The organism is Trichormus variabilis 0441, assembly GCF_009856605.1.
Classification (GTDB): domain Bacteria; phylum Cyanobacteriota; class Cyanobacteriia; order Cyanobacteriales; family Nostocaceae; genus Trichormus; species Trichormus variabilis.
Genome location: NZ_CP047242.1, coordinates 481,457 through 505,668 on the forward strand (window position 1 = coordinate 481,457; position 24,212 = coordinate 505,668).

Below are 24,212 nucleotides of genomic sequence, written 5' to 3' on the forward strand. Positions count from 1 at the left end.
GCCAAAGTACATGATGTTTTTCATTTTGGCATCAGGCGATCGGCTACACCTGTCCATAGGTCATAGTCATATCCATGAAGCTGAGTCTCTAACGGAGGTGAAGTTGCGAGAAGGGCGAAAGTGTACACACAAGTCCAAGTAAAGTAAGAACAGAAAGGGTGTGAGGTTAATTAACGGCAAATTCTATACTCAAAAATTCTCCATGACTAATTCCCGTCAAATAGCTTTTATCGCCCTGAGAGACGTGCATAAAGGGGCTTACACAGATGTTGCTTTAGATAGGGCGTTGCAAAAAGCAAATTTATCAGATATTGACCGCCGTCTAGTGACAGAATTACTGTATGGCAGTGTTAGAAGACAACGGACTCTTGATTTTATTATTGACCAACTCGCCAAAAAGAAATCGCACCAACAGCCAACAGAACTCCGCAGTATCTTACATCTAGGTTTATATCAACTGCGTTATCAAGAGCGTATCCCTGCTTCTGCGGCTGTGAATACCACTGTAGAATTAGCGAAAGATAATGGTTTCGCTGGACTGACAGGTTTTGTTAATGGTTTATTACGGCAATATATCCGTTTGGCTGAAGCATCACCAGACTTTCTCGAATTACCAGAAAATCCGGTGGAAAGGTTGGGAATTTTACATAGCTTCCCTGACTGGATTATCAAAGTATGGTTGGAACAGTTGGGTTTGACGGAGACGGAAAAACTCTGTGAATGGATGAACCAAACACCAACCCTTGATTTGAGAGTCAACCCCTTACGTACTTCCGTTGCAGAAGTGGAAACAGCTTTAAAATCTGCGGGGGTTTTGGCTAGACCTATTCCCCATTTACCCCAAGCTTTACGACTTATTGGAAATACTGGTTCCATCCAAAAACTTCCAGGGTTTAGTCAAGGTTGGTGGGTTGTGCAGGATGCTAGCGCTCAGTTAGTTAGTCATTTGCTTGATCCCCAGCCCGGTGAAGTGATCATTGATGCTTGTGCTGCACCGGGAGGGAAGACGACTCACATTGCTGAGTTAATGAAAGATCAGGGAAAAGTTTGGGCAGGCGATCGCACTGCTTCACGTTTGCGTAAGCTGAAAGAGAATGCCCAACGCCTGAATTTACACTCGATTGAAATTTGCACAGGTGACAGTCGCAACTTACCACAATTTTATAATGTTGCTGACCGTGTTTTACTGGATGCCCCATGTTCTGGCTTGGGGACTTTGCACCGCCATGCTGATGCGCGCTGGCGACAAACACCAGAATCTGTCCAGGAACTCTCGACGCTGCAACAGGAATTATTATCACATACATCAAAATTTGTCAAAGTTGGGGGTGTGCTGGTTTATGCCACTTGCACGTTACATCCGGCAGAAAATGAAGAAGTAATTACGGAATTTATGGCTAGAAATTCTGATTGGCAAATTGAGCCGCCTAGTCCTGATTCCCCTTATTCTGACTACACTACACCACAAGGTTGGCTGAAAGTTTGGCCTCACAATCAAGACATGGACGGCTTTTTCATGGTGCGCTTAAGAAAAACCAACGTTTCCGAATGATTACTATCAGGGATAGTACGATTTGATTGAAGCCTGAATCTCCCAGAGGAGGCAGCGATGGTGACAGATTCCAATGTAAAAAATTTAGTTAAAATCTTGATAGGTGCGGCTTGGATTGATGGCAAAATCCAACCAGAAGAACGGCAATATCTGCGCGAGATAGCCCAAGCGAAAGGTTTGGCTAGCGATCCAGAGATTAAGCCTTGGCTGTATGAGTTAGTTGCTGTCAAACCCAATGAATGCTACAAATGGGTGAAAGAATATCTAGGCGATCGCCCTAGTCTCGAAGACTGCGAACATTTGATCGAAGCCATTAGTGGTCTGATTTACAGCGATGGAGAAGTAGCGATTGAAGAAGCAAAGCTCCTGACAAAACTACAGGATCTAGCAAAATCAAACGAATCAAACCAAGCAGCTCATACTGTACTGTTAAAGCAGATCCAACAACTGTATCGGCGTTGGGTAGAAGTTCAAAATTAACTATAGTCAAAAGTCCATAGTCCAGACTTGATTGACTAAACGACTAATGACTAATAACTAATTAAGACTTCGGTTCGCCCAGACCCGGAGTTTCTTCTTTTTCCACCTTAGGGACAAAATCGGGGCGTTCTTTGCTTTCCCAACCAACAGGACGCTTAGAGTTGTACCAAGCAATGGAGCCAATGGTGACAGCCGCAATAAAACCGACTACATACACCAACGTAAAAGCTGTGGGGAAGTGATTTCCACCCGTAGCGATCGCATCTGCTGCCTGCATCAATATACGCATAAGTAATATGTTCCTAATTTACGCAACACTTCTTAACAGAGTATAAAAAAATTGTAACACCTACATCCCCCCCTAGTTTGAAATACTTGCTATTACATAGGGCAGACAACAGAGAATAGGGAGTAGGAAAGAAGGGTTAGAGGTAGAGAATTTTCTTAAAAGCCTAAAATCTGCATTGATTTTTCCAGAACTTCTTTGGGGCGAAATGGTTTGGTTAAATACAAATCAGCACCAACATCCATTCCTCTTTGTTTATCAAACTCCTGTCCCTTGGCTGTCAACATGACAATATACACATGAGTCATTTGTAGGTCATGTTTAACAATCTGACACACTTCCAAACCACTCATTTTCGGCATCATCACATCAAGAAACACTAGGTTTGGTTGTTCATTTTTTATGCTTTCCAGGGCTTCTTCCCCGTTTCTGGCGGTTAAAAGTTCTACCCCTTCGTCTTCTAATGCTTCTAGGGCTTGTTCCAGCAAAATCACGATATTGGGTTCATCGTCAACAATGAGAATTTTTTGGGTCATATGAATCAATTCAAAATTCAAAATTCAAAACAGCTTGTTCGTATTCCCTCGTCCCGGACTGATTAGCGGTCTGAGAGCATGATGAAGAATACATTCTCTAACTCCTTTTCAAATTTGAGAGTTTTCACTAAGTCGGCTTCTTGAGAGAAGATAGAATCGATGATGATCATGTCCGGTTTAGCTGACAGGGCTTTACGGATACATTCTTGGGGATCTGAGGCTTCAATCACGTTGTATCCCTGAGTTTGCAAGACATCCGATATAGTTTTTAAAGTTGACGCGTTTTGATCAACAACCAAAACCTTCTTACTAGAAATACCCTGGGAAAGGAGCGAGCCAATTTCATTGAGAAGTTCTTCTGTATTGATAGGCTTGGTGAGATAGCGATCAATCCCAATGTGGTGACCGCGTTCTTTATTTTCCACAATTGAGAGAATGATGATTGGAATGTCTGCGGTTAGGGGATCGTTTTTCAAAACAGCCGCTACATCAAAACCGTTAATTTGGGGCATCATCACATCCAGAACAATCAAATCAGGGGAGGATATTTTGATTTGATGAATCGCATCCATACCATCTTTGGCTTCCCGAACGTTGTAGCCTTCATTTTCTAGTTGTTGACGGAGTAGTTCTCGAATATTGGCATCATCATCGACAACAAGAATGGTTTTGCGGTTTTCGCTGCATACTTGGTTGGCAGTGATGACGTGTTCTTTCAGTTGTCTGACTAAGGCATCGAGATTGAGATTAGCATTGGTGTTGTGATTGCTAGCGTAGATGGGAATGTGGAAAGAGAAGACGCTACCATGACCTGGTTCACTTTCCACCCAGATTCTGCCACCATGATGTTCGACAATTTGTTTACAGATGGGTAGTCCTAACCCTGTACCTTTGGGTTTGTCGGTAAGGGTATCACCAACTTGGCGGAATTTCTCAAATACTTTAGGCTGGTCTTCTGGGGCAATACCAACACCTGTATCAATGACACTGATACATACACCATCTTTGTCTTGTTTGACGCGACAGGTAACAGAGCCAAATTCAGTAAACTTAACGGCATTAGAAATTAAATTGATCAGGACTTGTAATAGACGATTGCGATCGCCTATGATTTGCGGCAATCCAGATTCAATTTCTGTGAGCAACTGTAGACCATTAGTTTCAAATAATGCGGCTGTGGAAGTAGTCGCCCAATCCAATAACTCACCAGGGTCGATGGGCTGCATTTGCCATTCCACCTTACCTGCTTCCATCTTGGCAATGTCTAAAACATCGTTAATCAAAGATGTGAGTCGTTCTGCTTCCGACACAATAATATTGAGATTGTCACCCACCCGCTTGATGGTTTTTTGCAGTTTACGATCTTCGGTGGACAGGATGGGGAATACATCTTTTTGCAGTTTTTCTTGAATGATGGAGGCAAAACCAAGGACAGAAGTTAGTGGTGTTCTGAGTTCGTGGGAAACTGTGGAGATAAAATCAGTTTTCATTTTGTCGATTTCTTTTTCCGCCGTTACATCCCGAATCAACAGCGCTGAACCAAAGCAAGCGGCAACTTCCTGGGTGTCTGTCCGCTTAAAGATGGCTGTCCCTACGGCTTGCCCAATGCGGTCTTTCGCCAGTGCTACATCAGCAGTAAACACCTCTCCAGGATGGGATCGAGTATGTTCAATCAAATCTGCTAAACCGAATATAGGTAGTTCCTGATAATGTCCATTCAGGGTATTGGCTGTTAATCCGTGCATAGCTAAAAACGCAGGATTGTAATGGGTAATTTGTCCTGTGGTGTCCACTACCAACAAACCATCTGCCAAGTTATCTAAAATGGCATTTAATCCTTGGGCTTCAGCTAGGGTATTTTGCAGTGCCGCCGTCCGTTCTGCTACTCTGGCTTCCAGTTGCTGATTGAGTTGCCTTAGAGCCATTTCTGCCAGCTTGCGGTCATGAATATCGGTACAGGTGCCAATCCATTCTTGAATACTGCCATCTTGTTTTAAGACAGGGACACCACAAACCGAGAAGTAGCGGTAAGTGCCATCTTTGCCACGTAGCTGATATTCGGTTTGGTAAATACTCCGGTTCGCTACAGCCGCATTCCAGGCTTCTAAGGAACGGGTACGGTCATCGGGGTGAATGGGATCAAGCCAACCCCAACCCTCAACCTCCGCTTCATTCTGCCCTGTATAAGCTATCCAAGTGAGCATTTCGCTACTGATTCCCCATCCTTCTGGGGTTGTTCCCCAAACAATTTGGGAACTAGCAGTTACCAAAGAGCGATATCGTTCCTTCAGACGTTGATTTTCGGCTTCGGCTAACTTGCGATCGTGAATATCTGTACAGGTGCCAATCCACTCCCGGACATTGCCATCTTCTTCAATAACAGGAGCGCCCCAGACCCAAAAGTAGCGATAATTGCCATCCTTGCCACGAATCCGGTATTCAATTTGGTATTGACTACGGTTGGCTACAGCAATACCCCAGGCTTCCCCGGTGTAGCCCCGATCATCGGGATGAACAGCATCAATCCACCCTCCGTTCTCAGCTTCCGCTAAAGTTTGTCCTGTGTAAGCGATCCAGTCTTTGAGTTCAAAGCAAATTCCTTCTGGTGAACTGACCCAAATAATTTGTGTATTAGTTGTCACCAGAGAGCGGTATCGTGCTTCGCTCTGTTTCAAGATTTTTTCTGATTGTTGACGTTCTTTTTGGGTTTGTCTGATGTTGCTAATGTCTTCTACACTCGACCACATCAGCTTCTCGCCATCTTTCTCAATCATCACAGTGGAAACTTTCACCGGAACTAAGTGTCCATCCTTGTGCAGATACTCTTGCTCATAGGCTTGGTGACAACCGGTCTGTTCTAGTTGCTCTAGTATGGTTCGCTCCGAAGCGAGATAGTTTTCAGGAGTAATCTGCCAGTAGTTTAAGTTGAGGGTTTCTGGGACAGTTCTCCCCAAAATGGTGGCATAAGTGGGATTAACATCTATCAATGCGCCATTTTTTCGCCACAATACTAGACCAACAGGACATTTTTCCCAAAGGAGGCGATTACATTGATCAAGTTGGCTAGACATGGTTGTGGTTTCCTTGGTGATTGATTGGTGTAGGCTGAGAACAACAGAACCAGGACAACAAGGTGGCGTAAAGTTTTAACGAAATTGGGTTACGCTGAAAAATTTGGTAAATTTGCTCAGAAGATGCAGTATCAACGCCTGGACTCTGTTCGGAAAGTTGGCGGATCAGTTGAGTATGACGGAGCAGCAATTCTGTTGGTTTAAAGGTGGGAGTTGTCGAGGGAATGAAACCATCTGCATCAGCAGTTGGGGATAATTCGCTTGTAGGGGTTGGTAAGGTTGCAGTTTTCAGGTCAGGAATCAGACGATTTTGCTCTTTAGCCACTTCCATTGCTGAACAATTGACTGGAATTTGAATCCAAAATTCTGTACCTTGACCTGGTTGAGAACGACATTTGAGAATTCCATGATGTCTCTCTACAATAATTTGGTGGCTGATGGCCATGCCTAACCCAGTTCCTTTACCAACCTCTTTCGTTGTGAAGAAGGGATCATAAATGCGTCCCATGATATCTTCCTTGATTCCTGAGCCATTGTCGGCAATGTGAATCACCACCCATTGATCATCTAGGGCTTCGGTGCGAATGGTGATTTGGGGTTTAGTCAAAAGTCCATAGTCCATAGTCCATAGTTTAGGGTTGTTGACTGTTAACTCTTGACTGTTGACTCTTAACTCTTCTAAAGCATCAATGGCATTTGCCAAGATGTTCATAAACACCTGATTCAACTGTCCTGGGTAGCACTCAATTAAAGGAAGTTGGGCATAGTCTTTAACGACTTCAATTTCTGAATAATTAGGGCCAGCTTTCAGACGATGGCGGAGAATCATTAGCGTCCCGTCAATGCCATCTTGAATGTTGACGGTTTTCATTTCGGCTTCGTCATGGCGGGAGAAATTCTTCAGGGATTTGACAATTTCTACAATGCGATCTGTGCCAACTTTCATGGAGTCCAGCAATTTGGGCAAATCGTCCCGAATAAATTCCAGATCAATATTGTCTAAATCTAATTCCATCTCGGACGGAGCCACAGGTAAGAATTTTTGATACTCATGTAGTAGGTATAGTAAGTCATTGGCGTATTCGGCAACATACCTCAAATTCCCACAAATGAAGTTAACTGGATTGTTGATTTCGTGGGCAACTCCGGCCATGAGTTGCCCCAAACTCGACATTTTTTCGCTTTGGATTAACTTCGTTTGTGCTAATTGCAATTCATGGAGAGCTTGCTGAAGTTTTTCTGTTTGGGCTTTCGCTTGGGCGGTGGCTTGAGTGCTTTGTTCATAAAGCAAGGCTTTTTCAATAGCGATCGCAGTTTGTGAGGCAAAAATACTTACAAGCTTGAGGTGTTCAGCTTTGTATGCTTCGGTTTTGGTTGTACCAATGGCGATCGCTCCCAATATCCGATCTTTCGCTCGCAAGGGTACGCAAATCAGTGCGTTGACGTTTTTTTGCTCATATATCCGCCGATCAGCTGGTAAATTATTGATCAGTTCTGCCCGACCAGATTGTACAATGCTGCCAATAATTCCCTGGCCTGGTTGCGGTTGATTTTGGTGAAAAAGCTGACCAAATTCTGCAATAGTTTCAAAGGCAGTTTTATCTGGGCTGAGGAGCAGAATTATCCCCGCAGACGATTCCATCAGTTGACTCAATTCTTTGAGAACCAGTTGAGCAATCTGTCGAGTATCTAAACTTCTAGTCAGTTGAGTGGATATATCCTCAAACAAATCAATTTCTTGGTATCGCTCCAACAATTCTTTAGCCAGCTCTTTCTTCTCTGCTTCTTGTTTTGCCAAAAATGACAGCAAACTAGCTACTATGCTGGCCTGTTCTTCACCAACAACCCAACCGATGATCTCTCCCGACACTTCAATTGAATGTCGGTGTTGTGAAGTTTGCTCCCCAATACTCAGCAGTTTTGTGCCGTCTACTAGCTCCACATCAATCGCTACCTTGATTTGCTCAACTAAGTTTTGCAGAAGTAAAGGTAACTCTTTTTTGCTAAAAATCTTTTTGAGGTTAATTGCGGACATACAACACTTCACCTAAAGCACCTTGCAAATTAGCTACTGTCAAACCAACACGGTGATTAATTTCATCCCAGAACAGAACAACATCACTTGCCATTAGTTGCTGTCTTGCTTTTTGTCCGATGTACCTAGCACCCCCCCATAGAAGAGTTATTGCCATAAAATTTTAAAAATATATGAATTTACTATCAAGACTAGTCTTCCCAAAAAAAATGGCAGCATAACGGTAAAGTTAAGCTGCCGTAAAGTAGAAAGTAGGGAGCAAGAGGAGAATACCTTTCTTACTCACTACTCAGCACTAAAATTACAACCAAGCTCGGTCATATTGAACTGGCCAGTGTTTCTCGTGTCCTAGTTCTTTAGCTGCTAGGTGAGGCCAGTAGGGATTGCGGAGGAGTTCACGCCCTAATAAAACTATGTCGGCGACACCAGAGCGAATAATTTGGTCGGCTTGTTCTGGGGATGTAATTAAACCTACTGCCCCTGTAGGGATATTGGCTTCTTTACGGATACGTTCGGCAAACTGAGCCTGGTATCCAGGTTTTACAGGTATATTAATACCTGGTATAACCCCACCGGAAGAACAATCTATTAAGTCTACGCCTAGAGATTTTAGTTTGTCACTGATGGCAATACTTTGTTCAATATCCCATCCTTTATCTACCCAATCTGTAGCAGAGAGGCGTACAAATAAGGGGTATGATTCTGGCAATACCTCTCGCACTGCCTCAACTACTTCTCGTAATAAACGGGTACGATTTTCAAAGCTACCGCCGTAATCATCTTGGCGTTGGTTAACTAGGGGAGAAAGAAATTGGTGTAGTAAATAGCCGTGGGCTGCATGAATTTCTATAACTTTGAATCCAGCTTGCAGGGAACGTTTGGTGGCTTGGACAAAGGCTTGAATAACTTGCTGGATACCTTCAATACTTAAAGCTTCAGGTACTGGGCTTTCTTTACTAAAAGCGATCGCACTGCTAGACACCACAGGTCGCCAACCTTCCTGAGATTCATCTATAAATTTCCCCCCTTTGCTGGGTTTAGAGGTGCTGGCTTTTCTCCCTGCATGAGCTAGTTGAATAGCCGCTACTGCACCAAAGTTATGAATCAAGCTGACGGTTCTCGCTAAAGCTTCTATATGTGCATCCGACCAAATTCCCAAATCTTGGGGGCTAATTCGTCCGCGAGCTTCCACAGCCGCCGCCTCGGTCATTACCAAACCCGCTCCACCAACTGCACGAGAAGCTAAATGAACCAAGTGCCAGTCATTAGCAAAGCCATTGGTACTGGAATATTGACACATCGGCGATAAGGCGATGCGATTGCGAAAAGTAACTTCACGAATTCTTAGTGGTTCAAATAGATGAGTCATCAGTTATTAATTCCTTCTCTTGCTAGGTGAAAGAAATTTGGAAATATTGAAGTTAGGAGGAGACAGAAGGCTTTTCCTGGGGATACCTTTTGAGAAGCAAGTTACGTATCTAAAGCCATGAGCAACATCCTAAGTAAGATATTTGTCCCCCTGCTTTCTTCCCCCAAGCCCGCCTTCATTCTTGGCTGTAGAATTTTTTGATTGAGACTGGCTTCCGCTTTGTTAATGCTTCCTGTATATCTTCACAACTACATTCCCAAATATCTTGTTGGCCTTTTCCTTGATCAATTTTTAACTGTAAATTATCCGGTAATTTTGTGTTTTGCCAATGTGAATTAACTTCTACCCATAATAGTTCTCTTTCAAGTTGTCCAAAAAACATGATTGCTGTCCCCTTTACTACAAAAAACATTAATTATTTCTTCAGAGTTTTACTATTTAGTGGTCTTTAATTTAATATTTTATTAATGTTAATAGCTGAAATAATATGTTTGTAAATAGAGATTGAAAATGCTCTTCGACAAGATAAATATTTTGCATAAACCCTATGCTACATCCTTTTTCATCTATTTTAAATAGCGAATAATATTAGTTATTATTAGTAATTTTTTTAGGTAATATTGCTCATTGTCTGCCATATTCTCAAGGTAAATACTTGGTATTTTAAACTAGCATTGCCAGCTATTCCCACATATTTTATTAATCTAAAACACGATATATCTTATCTTTGTGGTTGAAAATTGTTCCTACAAAGATACTAGAGGTAAAATAGTTTTCCATTGTTGACTAAAATTACCTGAACTCCAAGTTGCTAAATTCTTTGATGGTTCACCAGCCATAAGTAAAACGTAAGTCTCCTAAGTGGTTCAACCTCAAGTCCCATGATTCAGATGAATATCTATTTAGCAATTTAATATCACTATAGTACATTAAATCTATGAGTTTACCGTATTAGATAAGTATGAGATTTGCATAGATTAAGGAAAAACACAAGGGGATATTAAGATTTAGTGATATTGCTAGGGAAAACTGTAATTTTGGCTACAAAAATTTGCCAAAAATAAAGGACAAGATTTACTCTTGTCCTAAATCACAAAAATAGCAAATGGTGTGTCAAATACGTCAGATGCTCCTGATGACATTAACTTTCTGTGGTCGTGTCTGTGTAAAACTGTAACCGACCAACGCTGAGACACTGCCCAGCAGTTTGCTTTCCAGAAGGAAAAGCTATTACATCAAATAAATATACCCCATCATAGGAAGGATTGCGATTAGGCCGCAGACCAATTGTCACGATTTGCCCAGGTGGTATAAGAAAATCAAAGGTGACGGTTATAATTTGTGCTTGAGCGTCCCTGATTAGCGGCTTCACTCCTAAGTTTTGTCCTTTGCTGTTGTGAGTACCGACAAAAGCGATCGCCTTATTTGGCTAAAACTCATTATTTTCAGTACCAATTCTTTGAGTAAAAGTCACTTGCTGTAATGCTTCCCTGGCTGTGGCTGCTACTTTTATAGTGAAATATAGCTGGGGAATGGGTGAAAAGTCTTTTTGTGTCTAGGTTGTATAATTTATTGATGTCCTAACACTACTGGCGACAGCTATACTATGTGGGATTTCCCCAGAGACAACGCACCACCCGCTATGGATAAACTTAAAAACCCTGTAAACTCTATAGCTTTCAAGGTTTTCAGTAAGTGCCAGGAACGAGACTTGAACTCGTGACACGAGGATTTTCAGTCCTCTGCTCTACCAACTGAGCTATCCCGGCTTGTTTTTTTTCTTGACCACGATTAATCAATTTAGCAAACATAAAACGATTTGGCAATAGTTTTCGTAAAAAAGATTTATGCTGCCTTGAAGTACAACTTTACCCAAATAAATACAGCCACAAACAGGAACACCTGGATCAGAACAATGCTAGGGCCAGAGGCGAGATTGAAAGCACCTGATAGCACAATGCCAATGATGCTACTGGCAGCACCAACTAGCATTGACATGACAAGATAGTGCTGAAAGTGGTGACTCATCAACTTAGCAGTAGCAGATGGAATCACTAAAAAGGCGTTCACTAGCAGGACACCAACAGCTTTAATGGCTACAGCTACTGCCAATGAAAGTAAGACTACGAACCCATAACGGTACAGCTGAACAGGAACACCCTGAACTTTTGCCACATCCAAGTTTAGGGTCAATAAAATTTGTTGTCGTAGGGTTGAAAGTAAAAATATACTACTGGTGAGCAGTACTAGAAATGTCAAAATTAAGTCTGTGCTATCAATAGCCAGAATATCGCCAAACAAGACCCCTATTAAGTTACCGCGATATCCTTGAATTAAGTTAGTGAGAATAACACCGATCGCCAAAGCACCAGAGAGAACTATACTGAGTACGCTATCACTACCTAAATCCGTCTGGTCAATTAAATAAAGGACGACAACACCAAAAACTAAAGTAAAGGGCAGTAGCATGGAAGTAGGGTTAACTTGCAACAGCACGCCCAACACTACCCCTACCAATGCTGCGTGACCAACGGCATGACTAAAAAATGATAGCTGGCGTAAGGTGACAAAACTGCCCAGTAAACCCCCTAGTACTCCCATTAAAACAGCGCCTGCGATCGCCCGTTGCATAAAAGGAAATTGCAGCAAACTCACCAAATCTTCAACACTCGCCACACCGATTAGACAGCAAGAGTTAGGAGGCAGGAGGTAGAAGGTTGTAGTTAGCATACAATCAGTTGTTTATTTTTATTATCAGAATTCATTGCATCCATATTCAAGCTAGTGGGTACTTTTACCACACATTACTACAAAGTATCTCTGAATTTCTCAACTTTTTAATGTGATTAAAGTATATAATTGCATTTATAATCTACTCTTGTTAATAAATTGTTTTAAACATCGATCTCAAATTTAACTATTCCTCAATTAAATAATTATAGTTGACAAGTTCACATGATTAAGACTCACACAAATTGTACTGTAGAAGAAATAAATGTAAGTAGTGTTACACCTCTAATAAATGAAGTCTTGAGTACTGAAAAATCACAGCGCATGGCTGATTTTTTCAGCTTTTTAGGCGATGCTAATCGATTACGGATTCTTTCTTTTTTAGCTGCGAAAGAACTATGTGTCAGTGATATAGCTACACTACTGGAAATGAGTGAATCTGCGGTTTCTCATCAATTAAGAAATTTACGCGCCATGCGTTTAGTCAGCTACCGTAAGCAAGGTCGTCATGTATTTTATCGCCTACATGATAATCATATTCTGGAGCTTTATCAGGCTGTGGCGGAGCATTTAGACGAAAAAGATTGACTCTAAATTCAGTAAATAAATAAAAGATTCTGGTCTACTTGGATATTGTGATTTTTCCTAATGATGATGTTCGTAGCGACTAAAACCAGGCCCGTAAGTTGCTAATAAGTTTTGGGGTGAAAGTGCTATTTCTGGCTGACCAGTACAAACAACGGTTTGGTTAAGACAAAGTACGCGATCGCAGTGGCGGCTGACCATATCAATATCATGGGAAACTTGTAAAACAGTCCAACCTTCCTGCTGCTTTAATTCGTTCAGCATGGCATAAAAATCGGCTGCACCCTGCATATCAACTCCCGCAAAAGCTTCATCGAGAACCAAAATTTTTCGAGGTATGACCAAACAGTAAGCCAGCAAGATCCGCTTTAGTTGACCACCACTAAGAGTCCCGATAGCTTGATTTCGCAGATGGTAAGTATCAGTTCTGTTAAGTGCTGTGGCGATCGCTGCTGATTTTTCCCGGCTTTGAATCCTTAACTTGGAGAAAAATGAAGATTTGTGATGGCGAGTTTCACCAACCCATCCTAGTCCTACCAATTCTTCCACAGAAATGGGAAAGCTACGGTCAAAAATAAAATTTTGTGGCATATAGCCTAAAAGATGGCGTAAATTTCCTAACCTATTTATGGGACGACCAAAGATTTCAATTTGACCGACGCTGCGGGGAATCAAATCTAAAATTGCTTTTACTAAAGTGCTTTTACCAGCGCCGTTAGGCCCAACTATAGCTGTATCTGTTCCTGGTAATAAAGTAAAAGAAACATCTCGAATCGCTAAATAATTACCTTGATATACTGTCAAATTTTCTACTTTTAAAATGGGCGAGTTCATTAGTCCTATCTGGGAAATATGTGAGATTGTCAAGAGATTTTCATAGTTGTTTGTGGGTGACTATCATGAGTAGATTACGGGGAAAAAGCGATGAAGACTCAGCATCAGATCAACTCCCTGCCACCGATAACATAACTCTGATATACCCAAGTCATGATTTCTACTTACAACCCGTTTCTATAGTTTGCAAATTATCTTTCATTGCTTGGAAATAATATTGGGGATTGGTATCACCACTTTCTAAAGAGTTGAGAGAATGCAAAGTTAAATTCAAATCTTTGGATAAACTGGTAAGTAATTTGTTGTCTACACCTGGTTCACTGAACAAAGCTTTTACTTTATATTTTTTAACTGTGTTAACTGTTTTTTGTACATCTGTTGGTGAAAGTTGATCTTCAGGAACTTGCACCACAGCAACTTGCCGCAAATTATAGCGTTGAGCCAGATAGGGAAAAGCATCATGGAAGGTAATAAATGTACAATTAGGAGTTTTCTGCAAAGTTTTCTGAAACTCATTATGTAAATTGTCTAACTCTTTCATATAAGCCTCAGCATTAGCTTGATAGGTCGCTTTATTTGCCGGGTCAGCCGCAATTAAGCCATCTCGAATATTTTTTACTTGCTGTTTTGCTAACACTGGATCTAGCCAAACATGGGGGTTACCTTCAGAATGTTCATGGTCATGATCGTGGTCTTTGGTTCCTGTTTCTACAACAGGTGAAATTTCATTTAAAACTTTGATGTTTTTACTAGCATCTATTTGGGTTAATTGAGGATTTTGGGCATTTTTTACCGTATTGTCGAGAAATTCTTCCAAACCTAACCCATTTTTGACTAAAACATTAGCTGTGGCGATCGCTTTCACATTACTTGGTGTTGCTTGGTAATCATGTACTTCCGTATTAGGTGGGATTAAAAGTGATACATCTGCGGCTTCTCCAGCTACAGCTTTGGTAAATAAATATGTTGGTAAAATCGTTGCTACTATTTTAGTTTTTGGCTGCTGCACTGACGGAATAGAGGCAGCCTCCTTTGCTGTTGGCGACTGTTGGGCAGTTGTTCCCTGATTACTATTCGATTGGCCACAACCAACCGTCATGGACAACATTAGCAAGGCTATTAAGGACATGATGCCATTTTGCTGTCTACCTACTTTACTTCTGACGTGAGTCCAAATCACTGTATTTTCCTCTCCATAAGGATGCTGATGCGGTTGTTGCCACAATCAACATAGATTTTGACAATGATACTTATTGTACATTGCTATATTATAATAATTCTCATTCTCATATACTGAAGACAATAAATTTCTTGCCAGCAATCACCGGAGTGTTTTGCGGGTGTTGTGTTACATATCTCTCACTCCACCGAATGTACTGGTTGAGAGATGTTCTCTTTACATAAAATGGATCAATTACGAATTCTTGACTTTTAATGTGACAAAAATTGCTAAGTGCTGCTAATATCTTGGGAATACTTTTGAAGTAAATATTATTTCAAATGAACTTGGTATATCTATTGCCAAGAAGAAGATGTGTGTGAGTAAAGTGTGAGGAGAAAAATGCAGAAAATATGGAAGTATTGGCTGGTTAACCCAGTAATTTGCAGCACAATGCTATTTTCTGGCGCTGCGGCCTTTGCAGGAGAAACCCCTGCCACAACAGAAATAAATGAAACCTCAGAAACCTCAAAAATAGCTAATGCAGAACTAGCTACTCAACAAGAGGTAATGTCACAAGTTACCTCAGTTTCTCAGTTTTCCGACGTACAACCTACAGACTGGGCTTTCCAAGCATTGCAATCACTGGTAGAACGTTATGGTTGTATTGCAGGGTATCCCAATGGGACATACCGTGGTAATCGCGCCCTGACCAGGTATGAATTTGCCGCAGGTTTGAATGCTTGTCTGGATCGAGTCAATGAACTCATAGCTACTGCCACGGCGGAGTTAGTCACAAAAGAAGACTTAGCTACACTACAAAAGCTACAAGAAGAGTTTTCTGCGGAACTAGCAACATTAAGAGGTCGAGTTGATGCTTTAGAAGCACGTACCTCGGAATTAGAAGCCAATCAATTCTCGACTACAACAAAGCTGCAAGGACAAGTAGTATCAGTTATCAGCGATGTCTTATCAGGCGATCGCGTCAATAATGCAGATATCGTCGATACAAATACTACTCTGGGAGTACGGGCGCGATTAGAACTTGTCTCCAGCTTCACTGGGCAAGATACCTTGTTCACCAGAATTGAAGCTAACAACATTACTAGCCCCGACATTAATACTCCAGAAGGTAACCTATTCTTCGCTAGTGCTGCACCTAGTACTAACGCTGCTATTGGTACTTTGTGGTATGGCTTTCCCTTAGGCAAGAACACCCAAGCCAAGCTAATTGCTGTTGGCGGCGCAGCAGACGACCTCACCAGTACCGTAAACATATTTGATGGAGATGGTGCTTTTGGTGCTTTAACTACCTTTGGTACACGTAACCCGATTTATGGGCAGATAGGTGGTACTGGTCTGGGTGTCACTCACCAGTTTAGTGATAAATTAGCCTTGAGCTTGGGTTATTTGAGCGGTACAGCAAATAACCCATCACCCCAAAACGGTTTATTTGATGGCGCTTATGGTGCATTAGCGCAACTGACAGTTAGACCAAGCGATCGCACCAGTGTTGGCTTAACATATATCAATTCTTATCGGCAACCTCTAGCCACTGGTAGTAACGCTGCAACCACCTTCCAAGGTTTAGACGAAAGATTCTCCAGCAATTCCTACGGTCTCCAAGCTTCTATCGGTCTCAGTGAAAAATTAGTCTTGGGTGGATGGGCTGGTTACACCAATAGCCGCATCTTGACAGGCGATCGTGGAGATGTTGATATTTGGAACTATGCTGTTACTCTTGGTTTCCCCGACCTTGGGAAAAAAGGTAACTTAGCCGGTATCATTGCGGGGATGGAACCAAAAGTCACAAGTTCTAGCGTTGCTGGACTAGATAGAGATAGAGATACTTCCTATCATGTGGAAGCATTTTATCAATACAAAGTCAGCGATAATATCACCATCACACCAGGCATTATCTGGTTAACATCACCAGACCACAATGACAATAATGATGATGTTGTTATTGGTGCGTTGAGAACCACATTTAGTTTCTAATTTCTCTAAACTCACCAAAAAGACGCAAAGTGATTCTTTGCGTCTTTTTTATGGGTAATTGGTAATAGGTAATTGGTAAGAATTTTCTTTTACCCTCTGCACTCAGTCTCCAATCCCTAAGCTTATTCCAAACCATCATTACCAACAGCAGCCCTAACCAGTGATGTAAACTCATCTAATGTGAGATTGCCGTATCTGAGTCTGTCCACTACAGCACCCCTAATAGACCCGCCTACATCGTATGGAAGTTTAGCTAGTCCACCAGTATGTAGTGTTAGGGCTGGATATGCTGCATGAGTAATAGGATCTATATACGAGAATGCTGTAACTGTATACGCACCGTTGAATCCTGCAAAATAAGTTCCTTTCGGTGCGACCGCCTCAGCCGCAATAGTTGATAGATAAGCACCAGGAGTAAGATACACTGCTGCACCTGCAAAGACAGCAGGCTCTCCAGAACTGAAGTCAGAGATTGGGTCTTCTATTATTGCTTGGGCTGATGCTGGAGTTGATGCAAAGCTTAAGCAAGCAATAAAACCTGTTAGAGCTAGACTAGCTTTCAATATCAAGCCAGTAACGCCAGAAAATAATTTCATATAAATCCTATGTTTTTAGGGGTTGAGCTTGATTTGTTAGATATTTGGATATACTCTTTACAAGAATTGAGAGATGTTTAACTTAAAGATGAACTAATAACAAATATATGTTATCTAGATAATTTTATGTATATAAATAAAGGCAGTTAATTAGACATTAAATCGTCATAATAATAGACATAAAACTCTCAATAATGTTCTTCTTATTCTTTCTAATTGCTCAAAGTATTACGAATAAAAATAAACACCATCAATAACATGATAAATTTTAGTATTTAGTCTTATTATTACTCTTCATGCCGATCGCCTAAATTTCTGTTCTTGATGGCGCTGCTGTAACTTGTGCATATGATTGAATAAATGCCAGCAATATTCTTCCGGCAATCCGCAGGTAACTGCACCCCTAAGAACAACATTGAAGTACCAGTCATTAGGTGCAACTTCTTCCTCTGATTTATTCACCACTACGTATGTGCGAACATCTTGATACACTCGACTGTGGCTGTGAATCTCTACTGATTCATGACGATAGAGGTTTTGGGATACACCTTCACGTTGATCTAAGTATTCACTTAAGCGTAAAGGTAATTGGTAAAGTACGCCTTTAACACTGGCTTTGGGGTCTTTAACTATATCTAAAACACCACATTTACGGCTTGGTAAATAGAGATAAAATCCCAAACGATAACCTTTCAATACTCCAGGGCCGATAATATAAGGGTGCGTGTTCTCACCAAGCGATCGCTTCAAATCCACCGGACACATACAACTGCCATAGGCAAAATAATAAAACATCGGCTCTTTGTGAGGCGGCGACTTTGTCTCTAAATGTACAGGATGATGAGATTGCACCCAAGTATGGTGTGGGTGCGTACTTTGATGGCTCATTGATCCCTGGAAGTATATGGTACTATCAGAGTTATACTACATTCATCTTCAGTATTCAACTAAATCTCGATAGATAAACCGTAGTTTAAGATGTAGGCTGAAGAGTCGTTTTCCTTACGTCCTGCATTAAAATATTTTCGGCGTTGTATAAATGCGGGATGATTTCTATCACGCAGTAGACGCTTTGCTGCTTGCCGCAGGCATCAGAACTTTTTAAGACAGAGACGCAAAGAGCAATTGTTGATAATATATCAAGCTAAACAACTAGCAATTGTTGCTAAAACAGACTGAGAAAGCGTAGGCAAATCATAGCCACCTTCTAAGCCAAATAAAATTTTACGGGTTATTCCTAAACAATAATTAGTGAATAAGCCATAGTCTTTTGGTTGTAAATTGACGCTAGCTAGAGGATCGTCAGCATTACCATCATAACCAGCGCTAACAATCAGTAAATCTGGTTGAAACTCTGATAAAAACGGGATTATCTTTTTCTCCCATAATGGCTGATATACAGCCAGATCACTACCAGGTGGTACGGGCAGATTTAACACATTATTATGGAAACCCTTTTCTGTGGCTCTACCTGTCCCAGGATAACAGGGGTACTGATGGAGAGAACAGTAAGCAATTTGGGGATTAACTTCCACGATCGCCTGTGTACCATTACCATGATGTACATCCCAATCGATAATGGCGACACGGTTAATTCCTGGCTGTTCTAAGGCATAATAAGCGGCGATCGCTGCATTAGAAAATAGACAAAATCCCATCCCTGCATCGCCTTCTGCATGGTGTCCTGGTGGACGCGCCAGCACAAAAGCGGGATTTGCCGACTCTAACACAGCATCCATCCCGTTTAACCAAGCACTCACCGCCAATAAAGCCACATCATAACTACGAGGTGAGACTGGTGTATCGCCATCCAAATAACCGCCACCAGTAGTAGCGATATCCCTGACTTTATTAACGTAACCAGGACTATGAACCTTTACCAAAAGCGGCATTACAGATGAGTTTTCTAGGGCTGGTGTAGGTTCAATCCAAGTAACTTTTTCCGCAAACGCAGCCTGTTTTAGTGCATTAACAATTGCTGTCAAACGTTCTGGGCTTTCTGGGTGATATTTGCCAGTTTTGTGATCTAGAAACTCATCAGAATATATGACTGGAAACATGGCAGGAGATGGACAGCATGATACTGAATGCCATTGTATCGTCTGTTAAGGACTGGGGATTGCTTTACTTCTCACTCCCTATCTTTTGAACTGCTTAGGGACTTCCAGATAGAAAAATGTCCCAAATGTAGGGTGCGTCAGTGCGAGAAAACCTAACTACAACAAGAAATTATTCATACTGACGCACCCTACTAACTCAATTGCGAATTGGTATTAGACCACCTCGAAAGCAAGAGATCACAAAATTATTCTAAGTATGATGTTATTGTTTTGGGTAATTGCACCAAAATCCCTGAAATAACAACAAAATTGTTACATGACCTCTGGTTCACTGCCTACTAATCCCTTTGTGGCTGCGGGGATGATAGAAGATCCCAGATTATTTGTTGGTCGTAAAGAAGAATTATATGCGATCGCCTCTCGCATGACTGGCGTACAGCCGACGAGTATCAATATCGTCGGTGATAAGCGTATTGGCAAATCTTCACTGCTGTATCATTTCTTTCTCACTTGGCAGCAGCGAGTACCAGACCCGAATCGTTATCTAGTAATTTATCGCTCACTCAGAAACGCCAATTGTCAAACTGAAGCGGGATTTTATCAAGAAGTTGCTAATGGTTGGGGTAATTTTGGTAGCAACAGGCGATTCTCTCTAAATAATCCCTTGAAGCCGAAATTGTGGAATCGACAGACATTTTTTGAGGCTATCAAGGCGATGGAACAGCAGCAAGTTTTACCTGTTCTGTGTCTTGATGATTTTGAAAGCCTGTTCGACTATCCCCAGGAATTTAACGACGGATTTTATGATAACTTGCGATCGCTCATGGAAGACAACGCCTTGATGTTGGTAGTAGCTTCCCGCAAACCACTCAAGGTTTATGGTGAAGAACATCGATATGTCTCCAGTTTTTTCAATATTGCTCACTGTATTGTTTTGCGAGAATTAACTACAGATGAAGCAATTGAACTGACGCGCTTACCAAGTCGTTCTAGTCAGGGTGCGGTGTTGAGTCAAGATGAACAGAATCATGCTCAACAGTGGGGTCAGCGTCATCCTTATAAGCTACAACTAGCTGGTACTTGTTTGTGGGAAGCACATCAAACAGGTAAGCCAATCAAATGGGCGAAACAGCAGTTTGAACAACAGATTAATCATCCTGCATCGGGAAAGCAACAAAGCTATTGGCAAAAATGGCTACTTTTTATATTTGTGGATTTGCCCAAGCGCTTGGGTAGTTTCACCAAATTGATAGGTGTAACTGTAGATGATGTGAGTAGCTGGATTATTGGGACAGCAATTGTAGTTATGTTTGTCCTGGTTTTTATGCGTGTACTCGAATGGAAGCAAGTTTGGGATTTTGTACGTGATCAGTTGGGGATTAAGTAGCCATGAGTAAATCTCGAACATCAGCCTTTTGGAATTATGTAGCTGAATGTGTCCGCCTCCTATACTGGTCTTGCTTTAAGCCTTACACCTTTGAACGCTGGCTACGCGATATCCATCCAGAACTAAAGCCACAAGATAACCCATTTACCAAAAGGATTGAGTTTTCGACCAACCCGCATTTGCGTCGCTATGCTGAGCAAGTTAGCTGGCTAATTGCTGTAGTTCCCATATTTGCTGTGTTGCTAGCCGCACCAATCTATACTTTGGTTACTGGTCAGTCATTTGACTGGTTAATAAGCTGTAATTTTTGTCTGGGTTGGTTTTTAGGACGGTTTACAAGAAATCTTCTGGAATGTAGTGATAAAGAAAAATTAGTAATTTGGCTTTTTATAATTTTTATATTTATTTGGATACTGAAGTTTTTACCAGGCATGGCATTAAGTGCGAAGTTGAGCTTGGTATCTAGTGTAGCGTTAGGTATGACCTTAAATATACTGATAATTTTATTGATTGGCGTGGCATTTAGCTTGTTTATAGGTATGCCAATTGGTATTTTGTTGGGCTTAGATTTTAGCGTAGCACTTCTTAAAAAGAGAGTACATAAAGAAGAAATAGCAAGCAAAATAAGTAAAACGTTAGGTGCAGTGGTAAGTATATCGATAGGTGTGTTCGTAGGCTTATTAACAAGTATAATGTCATGCTTGGTATTAGGTATAGCAATTGGCAAGAAACAAGGTGTAGAGTGGAGTGTATTAATTAGTATTAATGTACTTGTTATTTCTGTATTTAGCAGTCTATTACGCGTTTGCTTATGGTTGCCGGAATTATTGTGGATATTTCTCCTATTTTTGTACTCTAAAATAGATATTTTATTCTCAATGACTGAGGAAAAAAACCTCAGCATCGACTTTCTGGATGATGAAGTACCTAATTTTTATCAAATTAAAACGCAAGCAAAATATTTAAGTTATCTACCCCATCGTTTTGATGAATTAATTATTTTACCTCTACCTTTCTTGGAGCAGATGATTGCCGAGGCTTACCAAGATAACTCTCTGACTGCGCTTGAGACAATAGATTACCTGATCACTTCCACAAATCAGCAAAAAGTAGCAGTACAGGCAATGCTAACTATTGCTGCTGATATTTTCAATAGTTGTCAAAGGTTAGAAGATATTGTAGACATTGCTAATCAATTAACTTGGGTTCCTTCACCACTACCAAAAGAACTTGGCTTTGTTCTACCGCCATTTTTAGATATTAGCCAAAGTGTCAGGGCATCACAACAAGCAACTACATTCTATCGCCGATATGAATTACTCAACCCTCCCATCAGCGCCTTAAACGAACTGAAAAACACACTAGCTTTTGGTAAAAATGCTTCATTAGCTACCAAGTTTGGCAGCATAAGCGATCGCTGGTTAACCATTTTACAGTTAGCACAACGTACCTTAGAGGAAACAGCAAGACAATCACAAGAAATTCGCCAAGTTTATATCGCTGGTAATTCACTAGATCCAGAAACAGCCAAGTATCGTTTTAAAGGGCGAATTGACATCTTTCGAGAAATCGAAACCTTGACACTTTCTGACCAACCGCCAGTTTTGTTACTATACGGTGGACGAAGAACTGGCAAAACTTCCGCACTGAAATATTTACCTTATAAAGTCACTTCAGATATCATACCTTTGCTGATAGATGTACAAGGTGCAGCATCAGCCACCACCATCAAAGGATTCACCGAAAATCTAGCCCAACAAATTATCGATACTGCACGACGCTTACCCCGCAAACTACACTTACCAAATCCAGATAGCAGCAAGCTGAATGAAGATCCTTTTCCCGCACTGCAAACTTGGTTAGCAGAAATAGAACGCAGTCATTCTGGTAAACGATTTCTTCTCTGTTTAGATGAATTTGAACGCTTGAGTGAAGTAGTCAACGCCACAAATAGCCGTGCGCCACTCAACTTTATTCGTCACCTACTGCAACATCAAAAACAATGGATTTTGCTGTTCAGTGGTTCTCACCTATTATCTGAACTTGATGCTTACTGGAGCGATTATTTAATTAACACTCGCGCCTTGCGAATGACTTATCTGCAAGAATCAGAAGTCCGTGAATTAATTCTCAAGCCAGTAGAAGATTTTACTAATATTTACGAGCCAGAGGCAGTAGATAAGATTATCCAAATTACTTGCTGTCAGCCTTACCTTGTGCAGTTGGTGTGTTACGAGTTGGTAGAATTGCTAAATCGTGATATTAGGGCAAACAGGCGACAACCAAATACGGCAAAAGCCACAGTCGCGGATGTGCAAGATATTATCCCCATCGTTCTAGAACGAGGTGATCAATATTTTCGGGAATTATGGACAAGTTTAGAAGAAAGCGATCGCAATTTACTGCGTCGTCTCATTGATGGCGAAACTCCCACACCACAAGACAGCAAGATAGTCAAAAAGCTATCACGCAAGGAAATCTTGACTCCAGAAGGTAATACTTTTCAAGTGCCTTTAGTAGAGAGATTTGTCGAATATCTGCTAGAAGAAGAATAAGTATCGGCACTAGTTAATTGTAAGCGACTCTAGCCACACAGTACGAGCCGCTTTTTGTTTACTCTTTTGAAAAATCGGTCATTTCATCGGTGGGTTCATCTAGCATTTCTGGAACTAAAGCCTGGTTTCCTCGTTTTTCATCTGCTGATTGTTCTCGAATTACATCATCCATTTTTGGCGGATGTTTAATCATGTCCAACACTTCTGGACTTAATTGAGAGGAATCACCTTCTGGATTGCTCTTTTCAGCTTGGCTCGGAACAGTTTCTTTATTCATGATTATTGCCCCAAATCTATATACACCAGCTTAAAGGTCTGTACGATAAGTACACACTGTCCTGAGACTCATAAACCTACCTTCTTGGGACTGAACATAGGGCATCGGAGTAGTCAAAAATCCCAGGATTCACTTGTAAGGTCAATAGCCAATATGAGACTATACCCAATATTATGAGTATGTCAGATTAAATTTTATACAAGCAACAGAGTCAAGGAAGTTTGACAATTTTATGTCATCTAATTCTTAACTTGGAAACAAAACCATAATCATCAAATTGATGAGGTTTAGACAGTAGCTTATCCTATGCTGAACAACTCCCCATAACCGTACTCAATTAAATAAATTCCTATTCTGGTTTTCGTCTCAATAAGTTTGGGCAAGTTTGAGGCTACTATTACAATGGATACTATTTATCAGTGAGGGAAACCCATGACCCAAGTGGTTTTAGGAGAAAATGAAGGCATAGATTCAGCACTACGTCGGTTCAAACGTCAAGTTTCTAAGGCTGGTATATTAGCTGATGTTAAGTATCATCGGCATTTTGAAACACCGTTAGAAAGACGCAAACGCAAAGCAGTGGCAGCGAGACGCAAGCGCCGTTTTTAAATAAACCTATTTTGTTGGTTTGCATAGGCGGTGTTGCTTGAGAAAATGAACCAAGAACAAATAACAGTAAGTTGCCACTATTGTGACAATCAA

The 24,212-nt window shown here is 41.1% G+C and carries 23 protein-coding genes and 1 tRNA gene; 8 read left to right on the top strand and 16 right to left on the bottom strand.

Annotation, left to right across the window (positions count from 1 at the left end; genetic code table 11):
* The first annotated feature begins 10 nt into the window (after positions 1-10).
* Genes GSQ19_RS30235 through GSQ19_RS01895 form a run of 3 tightly spaced genes read left to right on the top strand, consistent with a single transcriptional unit; the run spans position 11 to position 2,032 of the window.
* On the top strand, positions 11-142 hold the full coding sequence (locus tag GSQ19_RS30235; RefSeq protein ID WP_268744637.1) for a hypothetical protein: 132 nt from the start codon (positions 11-13) through the stop codon (positions 140-142).
* A gap of 60 nt (positions 143-202) precedes the next feature.
* Positions 203-1,552, top strand: coding sequence for a 16S rRNA (cytosine(967)-C(5))-methyltransferase (locus tag GSQ19_RS01890; RefSeq protein ID WP_011321103.1), 1,350 nt, complete (start codon positions 203-205; stop codon positions 1,550-1,552).
* A gap of 57 nt (positions 1,553-1,609) precedes the next feature.
* Positions 1,610-2,032, top strand: coding sequence for a tellurite resistance TerB family protein (locus tag GSQ19_RS01895; RefSeq protein WP_011321104.1), 423 nt, complete (start codon positions 1,610-1,612; stop codon positions 2,030-2,032).
* Between the two features lie 61 nt (positions 2,033-2,093).
* Here the strand turns inward: GSQ19_RS01895 and psb35 are convergent, their stop codons facing one another.
* From psb35 to GSQ19_RS01945, 10 genes are all read right to left on the bottom strand, one after another.
* Positions 2,094-2,321 carry a photosystem II assembly protein Psb35 gene (gene psb35 / locus GSQ19_RS01900; protein ID WP_011321105.1) on the bottom strand — a complete coding sequence of 76 codons (228 nt, stop codon included), beginning with the start codon at positions 2,319-2,321 and terminating at the stop codon, positions 2,094-2,096.
* A 155-nt stretch (positions 2,322-2,476) separates the two neighbouring features.
* Positions 2,477-2,854 (bottom strand): response regulator transcription factor, encoded by a 378-nt coding sequence (locus tag GSQ19_RS01905; RefSeq protein ID WP_011321106.1) that lies wholly within the window; start codon positions 2,852-2,854, stop codon positions 2,477-2,479.
* Between the two features lie 62 nt (positions 2,855-2,916).
* Positions 2,917-5,925, bottom strand: a complete 3,009-nt coding sequence (locus GSQ19_RS01910; RefSeq protein ID WP_011321107.1) for a PAS domain S-box protein — start codon at positions 5,923-5,925, stop codon at positions 2,917-2,919.
* The gene (locus GSQ19_RS01915; protein WP_011321108.1) at positions 5,918-7,960 is read right to left on the bottom strand and encodes an ATP-binding protein; all 2,043 of its coding nucleotides are present in this window, start codon (positions 7,958-7,960) and stop codon (positions 5,918-5,920) included. Before GSQ19_RS01915 ends, GSQ19_RS01910 begins: the two co-directional genes overlap by 8 nt.
* Positions 7,947-8,117 (bottom strand): hypothetical protein, encoded by a 171-nt coding sequence (locus GSQ19_RS01920; protein ID WP_011321109.1) that lies wholly within the window; start codon positions 8,115-8,117, stop codon positions 7,947-7,949. The genes GSQ19_RS01915 and GSQ19_RS01920 overlap by 14 nt, the downstream gene beginning before the upstream one ends.
* A gap of 144 nt (positions 8,118-8,261) precedes the next feature.
* Positions 8,262-9,329, bottom strand: coding sequence for an NADPH dehydrogenase NamA (namA, locus tag GSQ19_RS01925; RefSeq protein WP_011321110.1), 1,068 nt, complete (start codon positions 9,327-9,329; stop codon positions 8,262-8,264).
* Between the two features lie 175 nt (positions 9,330-9,504).
* Positions 9,505-9,741 carry a hypothetical protein gene (locus GSQ19_RS01930; protein ID WP_041456430.1) on the bottom strand — a complete coding sequence of 79 codons (237 nt, stop codon included), beginning with the start codon at positions 9,739-9,741 and terminating at the stop codon, positions 9,505-9,507.
* 729 nt (positions 9,742-10,470) lie between these two features.
* Positions 10,471-10,701 carry a DUF2808 domain-containing protein gene (locus tag GSQ19_RS01935; protein WP_235622521.1) on the bottom strand — a complete coding sequence of 77 codons (231 nt, stop codon included), beginning with the start codon at positions 10,699-10,701 and terminating at the stop codon, positions 10,471-10,473.
* Positions 10,702-11,025: 324 nt separating this feature from the next.
* A tRNA-Phe gene (locus GSQ19_RS01940) sits at positions 11,026-11,098 on the bottom strand.
* 76 nt (positions 11,099-11,174) lie between these two features.
* Positions 11,175-12,059 carry a metal ABC transporter permease gene (locus tag GSQ19_RS01945; RefSeq protein ID WP_011321111.1) on the bottom strand — a complete coding sequence of 295 codons (885 nt, stop codon included), beginning with the start codon at positions 12,057-12,059 and terminating at the stop codon, positions 11,175-11,177.
* Positions 12,060-12,284: 225 nt separating this feature from the next.
* Between GSQ19_RS01945 and GSQ19_RS01950 the strand changes: the two genes are divergently transcribed.
* On the top strand, positions 12,285-12,647 hold the full coding sequence (locus GSQ19_RS01950; RefSeq protein WP_011321112.1) for an ArsR/SmtB family transcription factor: 363 nt from the start codon (positions 12,285-12,287) through the stop codon (positions 12,645-12,647).
* 57 nt (positions 12,648-12,704) lie between these two features.
* Here GSQ19_RS01950 and GSQ19_RS01955 read toward each other — a convergent pair whose 3' ends face one another.
* Both GSQ19_RS01955 and GSQ19_RS01960 read right to left on the bottom strand, forming a co-directional pair.
* Complete coding sequence (locus GSQ19_RS01955; protein ID WP_011321113.1) at positions 12,705-13,478, bottom strand: metal ABC transporter ATP-binding protein; 774 nt, start codon at positions 13,476-13,478, stop codon at positions 12,705-12,707.
* A 160-nt stretch (positions 13,479-13,638) separates the two neighbouring features.
* On the bottom strand, positions 13,639-14,658 hold the full coding sequence (locus tag GSQ19_RS01960) for a metal ABC transporter substrate-binding protein (RefSeq protein ID WP_011321114.1): 1,020 nt from the start codon (positions 14,656-14,658) through the stop codon (positions 13,639-13,641).
* A gap of 381 nt (positions 14,659-15,039) precedes the next feature.
* Between GSQ19_RS01960 and GSQ19_RS01965 the strand changes: the two genes are divergently transcribed.
* On the top strand, positions 15,040-16,635 hold the full coding sequence (locus GSQ19_RS01965) for an iron uptake porin (protein ID WP_011321115.1): 1,596 nt from the start codon (positions 15,040-15,042) through the stop codon (positions 16,633-16,635).
* Positions 16,636-16,757: 122 nt separating this feature from the next.
* Here the strand turns inward: GSQ19_RS01965 and GSQ19_RS01970 are convergent, their stop codons facing one another.
* From GSQ19_RS01970 to GSQ19_RS01980, 3 genes are all read right to left on the bottom strand, one after another.
* Positions 16,758-17,231 (bottom strand): hypothetical protein, encoded by a 474-nt coding sequence (locus GSQ19_RS01970; protein ID WP_011321116.1) that lies wholly within the window; start codon positions 17,229-17,231, stop codon positions 16,758-16,760.
* Between the two features lie 294 nt (positions 17,232-17,525).
* Positions 17,526-18,119, bottom strand: a complete 594-nt coding sequence (locus GSQ19_RS01975; RefSeq protein ID WP_011321117.1) for a gamma-glutamylcyclotransferase family protein — start codon at positions 18,117-18,119, stop codon at positions 17,526-17,528.
* Between the two features lie 251 nt (positions 18,120-18,370).
* Positions 18,371-19,291 carry a histone deacetylase family protein gene (locus GSQ19_RS01980; protein WP_011321118.1) on the bottom strand — a complete coding sequence of 307 codons (921 nt, stop codon included), beginning with the start codon at positions 19,289-19,291 and terminating at the stop codon, positions 18,371-18,373.
* Positions 19,292-19,607: 316 nt separating this feature from the next.
* Here GSQ19_RS01980 and GSQ19_RS01985 point away from each other — a divergent pair, with 316 nt between their 5' ends.
* Both GSQ19_RS01985 and GSQ19_RS01990 read left to right on the top strand, forming a co-directional pair.
* Complete coding sequence (locus GSQ19_RS01985) at positions 19,608-20,678, top strand: nSTAND1 domain-containing NTPase (protein ID WP_011321119.1); 1,071 nt, start codon at positions 19,608-19,610, stop codon at positions 20,676-20,678.
* 2 nt (positions 20,679-20,680) lie between these two features.
* Entirely contained in the window at positions 20,681-23,233 is a 2,553-nt protein-coding gene (locus tag GSQ19_RS01990) for an nSTAND1 domain-containing NTPase (protein ID WP_011321120.1), read from the top strand.
* A 58-nt stretch (positions 23,234-23,291) separates the two neighbouring features.
* On the opposite strand, the gene GSQ19_RS01995 is transcribed toward GSQ19_RS01990, so the two are convergent.
* Positions 23,292-23,510, bottom strand: a complete 219-nt coding sequence (locus tag GSQ19_RS01995) for a hypothetical protein (protein WP_011321121.1) — start codon at positions 23,508-23,510, stop codon at positions 23,292-23,294.
* Positions 23,511-23,942: 432 nt separating this feature from the next.
* Here GSQ19_RS01995 and rpsU point away from each other — a divergent pair, with 432 nt between their 5' ends.
* Positions 23,943-24,119: a 30S ribosomal protein S21 gene (gene rpsU / locus GSQ19_RS02000; RefSeq protein ID WP_011321122.1), complete on the top strand. Its 177-nt coding sequence runs from the start codon at positions 23,943-23,945 to the stop codon at positions 24,117-24,119.
* Positions 24,120-24,212 lie beyond the last annotated feature (93 nt).